Raw genomic sequence first — 10201 nt, 5'->3', positions numbered from 1 at the left:
ACCACAGCATACGCGCTCACTTTATAAGGACGCGTTACCGTGGTGCCACCTTAATTAACAATAAATTGTTCACTCATCAATTATTAAACTTTAGAATTCCAGACCCAATTCGATAAATACGTTGTGCCAATTTGCATCACCCATTGACTTTCTATTTGCTACAAACCATATCATCTACTTCATTCATAGAATTGTGTGATATTTCTTATAATTCAGTATAATACAAAAATCTATTTTGTTTGTCAACAATGGATTATAAATTTATAGGTGATAAACAGTATGCATAAAGAAGATTTTGTGTTGCTTCAATAGATTCTATATGCGTTCTCTCTAGTGCATGAGATGATTCGATACCAGCACCAAATAGGCCATGACGAATATCAGCACCAGCTTTTAAGGCTGCTGACGCATCTGAACTATAATAAGGATAAATATCCACTTTATATGGTATATCATTTATTTTACATAAATTTATGAGATGTGATTTTAATTCTTTATGATATGGACCAGATCCATCTTTAGCACAAATTGATACGGTGTATTCATCTGATGACTGGCCATCACCTAATGCGCCCATATCAAGTGCAATAAATTCTACTATCTTATCCGATATAGAAGCATTAGCACCATAACCAATTTCTTCGTTATTGGAAATGTAAAATTGAGTTGTATATGGTAATTGCGTTTTTTCTTGCTTAAGTTTCTCTAGCAATTCTAGTATCATTGCCACGCTCGCTTTATCATCTAAATGTCTTGATTTGATAAATCCTGATGAGGTAATTTCAGTTCTAGGATCAAAACTGACAAAGTCTCCCACTTCAATTCCTAAATCTCTTGTCTCTTGATCAGATGTCGTTTTTTCATCGATACGGATTTCCATATGTTCACTATCTCTTGGTATTTCATGGTTATTTCTGTAAACGTGCACACTTGTTTCATGCATACATATCGTTCCAGTATATGTTTGTCCCGATTCAGTTTGAATCTCACAATATTCTCCCTCAATAGCATTGTATGTAAATCCACCTATTAAGCTTATAGCCAATCGGCCATCCTCTTTAATGTCTTTAACCATTGCTCCCAATGTATCTACATGAGCAGTAATACATCTTTGTTGCGCTTGGTTTTCTCCTTGAACTTCGATAATTAAAGCGCCTTTATTTGTTATCTTTGTGTCATAACCTAGTGATTCAACTCTATTCTTAACATAATTGATTGCCTCTGTCGCATTACCAGATGGACTATTGATTTCTGTGAGTTCTTTTATTGTTTTCAATACCTTTTGAGTCATCATTATCTCCCCCTAGTTAAATTATTTATTGGTAACATTTTATCGTATTTATAATACTATCACTATTAATTCATTTATTTTACTATTGTTTATCTATAGTCTGTACCTTACAATGTACATATTCTGAAAATTTCGAAATAAGGTGATTCAATATGCAACATATTTTATTTGTAGGTCTTGGTTTGATTGGTGGAAGTTTAGCCAGCAACTTAAAATATTACCAGCCTAACTTAACCATATCTGCTTTTGATGCAGATAAAAATCAACTAGAAAAAGCTTTGTCGATTGGAATAATTGACGAAAAAGTTGAAGATTATAGTGAAGGTGTTAAAAAAGCAGACGTTATCATTTATGCTACGCCTGTACAACAAACTGAAGTGTATTTAAAAGAATTACCTAATTATCAAACACAACCTCATTTGATTGTAACTGATACTGGCAGTACGAAAGCTAATATTCAAAGCTACGAAGCATTTCTGTTAAGCAATGATATTCATCTTATTGGTGGCCATCCAATGGCTGGAAGTCATAAATCAGGTGTTCTTAACGCTAAAAAACACTTATTTGAGAATGCTTACTACATCCTTGTTTATAATGATGCACGCAATGCTGAAACAGCCCAAAAATTACAATCATTATTATCAACGACATCTGCAAAATTTATAACAACCTCTGCTCAAGAACATGATTACGTTACTGGTGTCGTCAGTCACATACCTCATATTATTGCATCAAGTTTAGTTCATTTAAGCGAATCAAACTCAAATCATCATGCTTTGATAACTCAATTAGCTGCTGGTGGTTTTAGAGATGTTACACGTATTGCTAGTAGTAATGCAGATATGTGGCGTGATATTACATTTAGTAACCAAGAGAACATACTTCACCTATTGGATATGTTACAACAACAGATAGATTCAATTTCCACGCATATTCGCTCAAATCACACTGATGAGATTCATGATTTCTTCTCAAGTGCTAAAAAGTTCAGAGACCAGCTCCCAGTTAAGCAACAAGGTGCACTAAGTATTGCGTATGATCTTTATGTAGATATTCCAGATAAATCGGGTATGATTAGCAAAGTTACTTCTATCTTAAGTTTACATAATATTTCTATAAGTAACTTAAAAATTCTCGAAGTTCGTGAAGATATTTTAGGTGCTTTGCAAATTAGCTTTAAAACTCCTGAAGATCGCGAACGTGGTATTCAGGCATTACATGATTTTGAAACATATATTTTATAAGTATATCCTCCTAACTTGATGACGCTCCTAAAATATTAGAAGTTCAAGACACCGATGATTGGACCCCAATGCAAAAATGATACAAATATTGCACAATTGGGCATCGAGCCCTGAGTAAAGAGAACTTCACAAAGATATACCACGAGCAAAGCAAGTTTGAAATTGGAATGCCCAATTTTCATCTTGATACCATCATTGTTAGGAGGACATTATTTACATTTTATGCCCTGCCATTAAACCTAATCGTCCATGCTTTGTTCCAGCATCAGTATAAGATATCGCTTTAGATATAATGCCCTTCCCATATTTATTTTGTAAATAATCAATAGTTTTGGCTAATTTCTCATCTCGTCTTCTTTCATATTCATCAATAAACAAATTGAGTTGACGGTCTTCTTCATTAATAAGTTGTGTCAATGATACACTCAACGTCCGATACAGCGCGTGTTTATCACATAATTGATTCGCATAATAATTTACTACCTTATAAATATCTCGCTCCAAGTTTGTCGCATCCGTTAATGTATATTGCTTATGTACGCCGCCACCTTCCGTATAGCCAAATGAAAAGTGAATGGTTCTTGCCAATTGCTTACGTGCTCTTATTCTACTAGCAACATCTTCAATTAGTTCTTGCATGACTACCTTCGACTCTTCAAATCGGTAATCTCTCATCAAAATTTGGCTTTTGCATATAGAAGGATTAGTAACATTATATTTCTCTCTCAATTTACTTTGATCAATACCGTTTGCGTGTAAATGCATATCCACCCCTATTACACCAAAATCTCTTTTGAGATATTTATACGGATACTGTGCTAAATCCCCTACCGTTACAATCCCTTTCTTGTTAAGTTTTGCTTCTGTTTTTTTATTAATGCCCCAAAATTCCCTTAGTGGCGAAATTTTCCACAACTTTTGGGGGACATCATAATATCTCCATTCTGTAATACCATTGGCTGTATGCTTCGCTTCGATATCCATTGCAACCTTACTTAATAACATATTTGAGCCTATGCCTATTGTGCAATATATCCCTGTTTTATCTTCTATCTCTTTTTGTAATCGCTCTGCAAATGACTGAACAGTAGAGTTAAATCGATGATAACTATTAGTTACATCTAAAAAAAATTCATCGATGCTATATTGATGCAAGTCTTCTCCTGGTACATATTTAAGTGCAATTTTAGAAATTTCAATTGAAACTTCTAAATATTTTCTCATGCTAGGATTAATAATATAAATGTCATTCCGATGTGGTATTTCAAATAGCCTAGATCCTGTTTTAATACCAATTTCTTTTAGTTTAGGTGTAGCTGCTAAAACAACTGAACCTTGTCTTTTAGTGTCTGCAACTACTGCCAATTTTGTTTCTAGTGGGTCCAACCCTTTGTCGATGCATGAAACACTAGCAAAAAAGCTCTTTTGATCAATACACAGAATATCTCTATCCTCCAACAAATTATAATCATACATGCCAGATACCTCCCTTATCCAATTCCTATTATATACGAACACTTGTTCTATTTCAACAAAAATAAGAACGAGTGTTCTCAAAATTATTTTGGAGTCGTATCTTAAAACATGCTATACTATGGATGAAATTACTATTTCAAGGAGGAAATAAAATGCCAATCATCAATGTTAAATTATTAGAAGGACGTTCTGATGAACAATTAAAAAATTTAGTTACTGAAGTAACAAATGCCGTTGAAAAAACAACTGGAGCTAATAGAGAAGCTATTCATGTTGTCATTGAAGAAATGCAAAAAAATCATTATGGCGTTGCAGGCGTTAGAAAATCAGACGCTGAATAAAACGCAGATAAGTTTACATAATAATATTATGGTATTTAATTGCGTAGTAAAAAAGCACACTTGCTAAGTGTGCTTTTTTACTGTCATTTAATTATTTAAAAATTCTTGAATAGCCTTTTTGTTTTTATCTTTATCAATATCTAATGCACTGCCATCATTATTAGTATTAATATTTTGGTATGAATTATTAATCGGCACTGTAAGAGATTCTACGTTCTTATCTCCTCTAATACCAAAACTTATACCTGTTTGGAATATCGCTGAATTAGGCATACTTGTATTAATATAGCCTCTCAAAATACCAGCTACTTTAGGCAACTTAACTACAGAGCTAGGCGTAACTAATTCTTTTTTCAACGTTTGCATAACTTGTTGTTGACGTCTAACTCGCCCAAAGTCTCCTTCCTCATCATGTCTAAATCTTGCATATCCAAGTAATTCTTTACCATTCAAACGATGATGACCTTTTTTAAGAGATACGCCAATGTTTTCAGACATATCTTTTTCTACGTCCATAGGAACACCATTTGGCTCTAATTCATCGATCATTTTTTCAAAGCCTGTAAAATCAATGACTGCATAATATTCCGGATTGATACCTAAATTCTTATTTAATGTTTTTCTTAGCAGTTCTGGACCACCAAGTGAATATGCTGCATTAATTTTGTAATTTTGATACCCAGGTATTTCTGCATAAATATCTCGCATTACTGACATCATTTTCATCTTTTTATGAATAAAATCATATTGAACTACCATGATGGAGTCAGTTCTTGACTTACCACCATTTGCTTTGTCAGCGCCTAATACAAGTACAGAAATCTTACCATCATTTTTAACAGGTCCGTTAAACTTATGTACTTTAATATCTTTGGCATGTTTCTCAGCATAATTAACACCACTACGATAACTATGGACGATATAAATAATAGCTGCAAGAAGCAATATTACTATAATCAAAATAATAAAAGGTAATTTTCGTAGTTTTTTCTTATTTCGTCGTTTAGAAGGTGTCTCTGATTCTGCTTGTCGTCTGTATACTGTCTTATCCTTCTCTTCTGTCATATTTACCTACCTTACGTCTTGTAAAAATCTTCAAAATTGTATATCTATGTACTATAATTATATATAATTAAGTTATAGAAGTTACTTTAAAAAATCAAGTAATTTTTAAATAAATGGTACTAAGGTCCAATGAAAGGATGGCATAAATGAATATTAATACAGCATATTTTGCTGGTGGGTGTTTCTGGTGTATGACCAAACCTTTCGATCAATTCGATGGTATAGAAACAGTAACATCTGGCTACATGGGTGGTTCAACTCACAACCCTACTTATGAAGATGTGAAAAGTGGGACCACAGGACATTATGAAACTGTAAAAATCGAATATGATGTTGCACTGTTTTCTTATAATAAATTATTGGAAGTATTCTTTTCGGTAATTGATCCTATTGATGATGGCGGTCAGTTTCAAGACAGAGGTTCTCAATATAGAACGGCAATCTTCTACACGAATGAGGACCAAAAAAAACTCGCTGAACAATACATCCACCAACTCGAGCAAACCATTCATTCTGAAAAAGCAATAGCAACTAAAATCTTACCCGCTTCAACATTTTACAAAGCAGAAGAATATCATCAAGATTTTTATAAAAAGAACCCTGAGCGTTATGCTCAAGAACAACAAGACCGAGCTAACTATAGCGCAAATTAAACACATAAATAATCAAAGGCATCCTTCATAAATGATTGTTATCATTTCAGTTGTAGGATGCCTTATTTTTAAATAATGATTTATTTATGACGAATAACTCTCATTACTTTTAGCATACTATACCATAATGAACTGTCTTTTCTATAAACTAAAAATCTTGGTTCCCAATTAGGGCTATATTTTTCTTTATATTTACGTAATCCTTGAAAGCGATAAAGTCCATTGAAATGTTCAAAAACACGACCAGCTACACGTTCACGTGGATATGAATAATTTAATTGACCTACATTCGATAATGTTGCCATACCCATATTAAATGCTTTATAGCCTTTGTCTTTACCCCAAAGTAGCATATGCAAATACAAACCGTCCATTAAAGGTAAATCAAGGTCAGGTAACCAACGAATTAAATCAACAGAAATAGCTTCATTATAATAAGTAGGCATTAAAGTACAAAACGCAATTACTTTACCCTCTTCATTCTTCATGATTCCAATAGGCGCTTGTTGTAAATAGTCTTCAGTAAATTGTCCTACTGAAAAATGCATTTCATTACGTCCATCTAACCATTGATCACTGACATATTTCAATTCAGAAATAATATCCATTGAAAAAGGTGGTTCTAAAATTTCAAATTGAATATTTAAATCATCGAATTTATTAAGTGTCGCTCGAAAACCACGACGTTTCTTTCCTGATGTCGTAAATTGAGTTAAATCTATGATGGCTTCTTCGCCCAATTTGAAGAATTGATTACCAAAATTATGATAAAGTGGCATAAACCGATCTGATACTTGATAAAAAATGATGTCATAACCTAACTTTTCACCATAATTATAAAAATCAATCAGCAACGATTGGAAAGCATTTGGGTCACCAATTGGATCACCTAACACAACAAGTGCATTACCTTTATAACGATACATTAAAAATGCTTGTTCATTTTCATGCATAAAGATATCTTTATCTCCACTGTAGATCAGATGACTTAAATAATTACCACCATATGTTTCTATGATTGCTTTACATTGTGACAAATCTTCAAATTGGTGTGGTCTATTGTATTTTGACTCAAGGAGCCATGCAACTATACCCACTAACATTACAACGACAAGAATTGTTAACCAGAAATAATATTTTAATAATGATGTATCCATTTCAATATGATAAATGTCCAGCGCATATAATGTTTCGGAAATAATAATGTGATTAACGTATAATACAAAGACGCTCAAAATAATAGCTACAATGAACCTCTTTAATCTAAATGGTCGCTTCACAACTTTAGATCGGCGATATGCAAGAACAAGTAATACAAATATTAGAATAATCCATGATAATAAGATTAAAGATGCATAAGTGTATATTGTCGCAGCGAAAATTAAAATAAGCGAAATCATTACAAATAAAATAGCACGACGACTTTGCTTGTATACCCCTCTAACATTAAGAAGTAATAATAAACAAGCACTAGTATGAATAGATAACATAATATAATATGCAAAATGATGATCATCATATAAGCCATCATAAACAATCGTAATGTTATTAATAAAGAATACAAAACTTGTGATTAATACTAAAGTGGCTAAAGCAAAAGATGGTATTTTAGCAATAATATCTTTTTGATAAGAAAATAAAAACGATGTTACATCTTTTGCAGGAACAAAATATTTAGATTCTTCAAAGTATTTTCTAGCAGATGAACCAAATTCAAAAGTAGATAATACAAGTGCAATAATGACTGGTACAAAGTAATAAGCGAAACGATACAACAATAACGCTAATAAAACTTTTTCTTCAGGAACGCCTAACGACTTTAATCCTAGTAATACAACTAAATCGAAAGCACCAAAACCTCCGGGAATGAAACTGACTAATCCAGAAAGCGCAGCAATGATAAAAATTCCAATTACAGTCGTAAATGCGACATTAATATCAACAATAACTGTCGATAAATAAAGTACTGATGCAGCAGCAAGCCACTCAACACTAGAAACCAATGTGCAATAAACACCTAAATATTTGTTATAACGATCAATAGGATTAATCATAGTATAAGCAATAAATAAAGGTAAGAATAATGCAACAATATATAATATCCATCTTACCCAGCTTACTTTATTTAATATGTGCGAAGCATCAAAGATATGTAATACGACAAGAATAGATAGAAGACTCAAACCTGTCAACATTGATATAAGTATAATTGAAATGGCATGCACTAATTTTTTTCGATCCGTTGTATAATTTTTATACACAAATGCTCTAAATCCAGCACCGATAAACCCACCAAAACCAACAATAGCATTGAGTGCATTAATAATATAGCTCACTTTAAACACTCTTATCAGTGGGATATCAAGTTTCAATCCCTTAACCAATATAAGATCGTATAAGCTCAGCAAAATCATTGCAGCACCACCACAGATAAATAAGCCTACAAGGTACCAACGATTAATTTTGCTAAAAGCTTCAAGCGTTTGCTTGAAATTAATATGAGCTAGTTCATGATATAGCGTGGCAACAACTGCTATAAACAACACTGCAGCAAAAACAAATTTAAGTATAGATAATAATCTATTTTTTAGTTCTTCAGTCATATCATACCTCTACCTTCAACTTCGATTAGTTTAAAATATATCATACCTTCATTTGAATGAACATATGAATATATATTACACGTGCTAACAGTATTGTAATGTACGTGAGATTATACATTCAGATTTCAAAATTTGATATGTACATTGCATTAAAAAACTAGGGCTAAGAAAAAGTGGATATCCCTCTTTCTCAGCCCTAGTCAACTACTACAAAGTAACACTCTAGCATTATTTGTCTTTTACTCGACTATACTTTGTATCAACAAGCCGTACTAATCGGCTCGAGTATATTCTTTTGTCTCTTCTTTTTTTATTTCATATTCTCCTGAATCATTACCGTAATACTTATTATAACGACGTTTAAATAATAAGAACATGTGAGAGACTAATACTTTAAGTATCGCATATCCTGGTATACCTAATATAACACCAACGATTCCTAATAAATTACCAGCACTTAATAAGATGAAAATAATTGTTAAAGGATGAATTTTCAATGTTTTACCCATGACATTAGGTGAAATAAAATGTCCTTCGATAAATTGAACAAGCGTCCATACTACAATTAATTTCAATAACATAAGTGGAGATGTAATAATAGCTATGATAATAGCTGGTGAAATCGCAATAGTTGGACCTAAATAAGGAACAACGCTTGTAACAGCTGCGATACATGCAAGCACCAATCCATAATCAAGCCCAATGATAGAATAACCAATAAAGAGTAAGATACCGATACAAAATGAAACAATAATTTGGCCTTGAATATAAGAACCCACTTGTACACTCATTTTCTCCATTAAATCATGGTAATCTTTTCTAAATTTTGGTGGCATAATCTTAGTTGAATACTCTTTAAACTTATGACCATCCTTTAACATAAAGAACAATACAAATGGTGTTGTGACAAGCACTACGCCTACATTTACTATCGCTTCTGCAAAACTTCTTATTTTAGTTCCAAATCCATCAAAATAACTCGAAACCATCGAAGGAATCTTGTTAGAGACAGAGTCTAACCAATCTTGTATTTGAGTATAAAATGAAGATAAGAAAGAAAAATGCGTAACTTGATCTATTGCATTATTAAATTTATCTACATACTTAGGGAAATTGTTCGCTAAGCGTGTGATTTGATCACTGATTAATGGAATTAATAAATTAATAATTAATGTTGCGCCACCAACAATTGCTAAAAACACAATAATAATGCCCAGCAATCTTGGGATATTATATCTTTCCATCAAATTGATAATTGGATTAATAAGATAAAACAAAATGAGCGATAAAATAATTGGTGCCACAATTGTATTAAATATAATGATAAATGGTTCAAAAACATATGAAACTTTATCAAATATAAATATTACAATGCCTATGAGCACTAATGAAAGTAAAGCAAATAATAAATCTTTACCGCCTAAAAACTTCATAAAACGCGTTTCTGTAAAACTGAATTTTTTTGCGCTGTTATCTTCAACTTGTTTATTTTCAGTTGTCATGTTTCTCACCATACCTTAACTAACTT

The 10201-nt window shown here is 32.3% G+C and carries 8 protein-coding genes; 3 read left to right on the top strand and 5 right to left on the bottom strand.

The genetic code is table 11. From position 1 onward, the window contains the following. Positions 1-253: 253 nt before the first annotated feature. Positions 254-1291 carry a M42 family metallopeptidase gene (locus HMPREF3239_RS10390; protein WP_070855584.1) on the bottom strand — a complete coding sequence of 346 codons (1038 nt, stop codon included), beginning with the start codon at positions 1289-1291 and terminating at the stop codon, positions 254-256. A 152-nt stretch (positions 1292-1443) separates the two neighbouring features. On the opposite strand from HMPREF3239_RS10390, the gene HMPREF3239_RS10385 reads away from it, so the two are divergent. After that, entirely contained in the window at positions 1444-2535 is a 1092-nt protein-coding gene (locus HMPREF3239_RS10385) for a prephenate dehydrogenase (RefSeq protein ID WP_053030959.1), read from the top strand. Between the two features lie 213 nt (positions 2536-2748). Here the strand turns inward: HMPREF3239_RS10385 and HMPREF3239_RS10380 are convergent, their stop codons facing one another. Next, on the bottom strand, positions 2749-4011 hold the full coding sequence (locus HMPREF3239_RS10380) for a Y-family DNA polymerase (RefSeq protein ID WP_070855583.1): 1263 nt from the start codon (positions 4009-4011) through the stop codon (positions 2749-2751). A 152-nt stretch (positions 4012-4163) separates the two neighbouring features. Here HMPREF3239_RS10380 and HMPREF3239_RS10375 point away from each other — a divergent pair, with 152 nt between their 5' ends. Next, positions 4164-4352 (top strand): 2-hydroxymuconate tautomerase, encoded by a 189-nt coding sequence (locus HMPREF3239_RS10375; protein WP_053030962.1) that lies wholly within the window; start codon positions 4164-4166, stop codon positions 4350-4352. Positions 4353-4439: 87 nt separating this feature from the next. Here the strand turns inward: HMPREF3239_RS10375 and HMPREF3239_RS10370 are convergent, their stop codons facing one another. Beyond that, positions 4440-5417 (bottom strand): LCP family protein, encoded by a 978-nt coding sequence (locus HMPREF3239_RS10370; RefSeq protein WP_053030963.1) that lies wholly within the window; start codon positions 5415-5417, stop codon positions 4440-4442. Between the two features lie 146 nt (positions 5418-5563). Here HMPREF3239_RS10370 and msrA point away from each other — a divergent pair, with 146 nt between their 5' ends. After that, on the top strand, positions 5564-6070 hold the full coding sequence (gene msrA, locus HMPREF3239_RS10365; RefSeq protein WP_053030965.1) for a peptide-methionine (S)-S-oxide reductase MsrA: 507 nt from the start codon (positions 5564-5566) through the stop codon (positions 6068-6070). An 80-nt stretch (positions 6071-6150) separates the two neighbouring features. Here the strand turns inward: msrA and mprF are convergent, their stop codons facing one another. Together mprF and HMPREF3239_RS10355 are read right to left on the bottom strand one after the other, a co-directional pair. Next, positions 6151-8673, bottom strand: coding sequence for a bifunctional lysylphosphatidylglycerol flippase/synthetase MprF (gene mprF, locus HMPREF3239_RS10360; protein WP_070855582.1), 2523 nt, complete (start codon positions 8671-8673; stop codon positions 6151-6153). Positions 8674-8945: 272 nt separating this feature from the next. Then, the gene (locus HMPREF3239_RS10355) at positions 8946-10175 is read right to left on the bottom strand and encodes an AI-2E family transporter (RefSeq protein WP_070855581.1); all 1230 of its coding nucleotides are present in this window, start codon (positions 10173-10175) and stop codon (positions 8946-8948) included. Positions 10176-10201 lie beyond the last annotated feature (26 nt).

This window comes from Staphylococcus sp. HMSC34C02, from assembly GCF_001838705.1.
Classification (GTDB): domain Bacteria; phylum Bacillota; class Bacilli; order Staphylococcales; family Staphylococcaceae; genus Staphylococcus; species Staphylococcus borealis.
The sequence above is the reverse complement of the archived record's forward strand: the minus strand, read 5'-3'. Positions and strand labels throughout refer to the sequence as shown.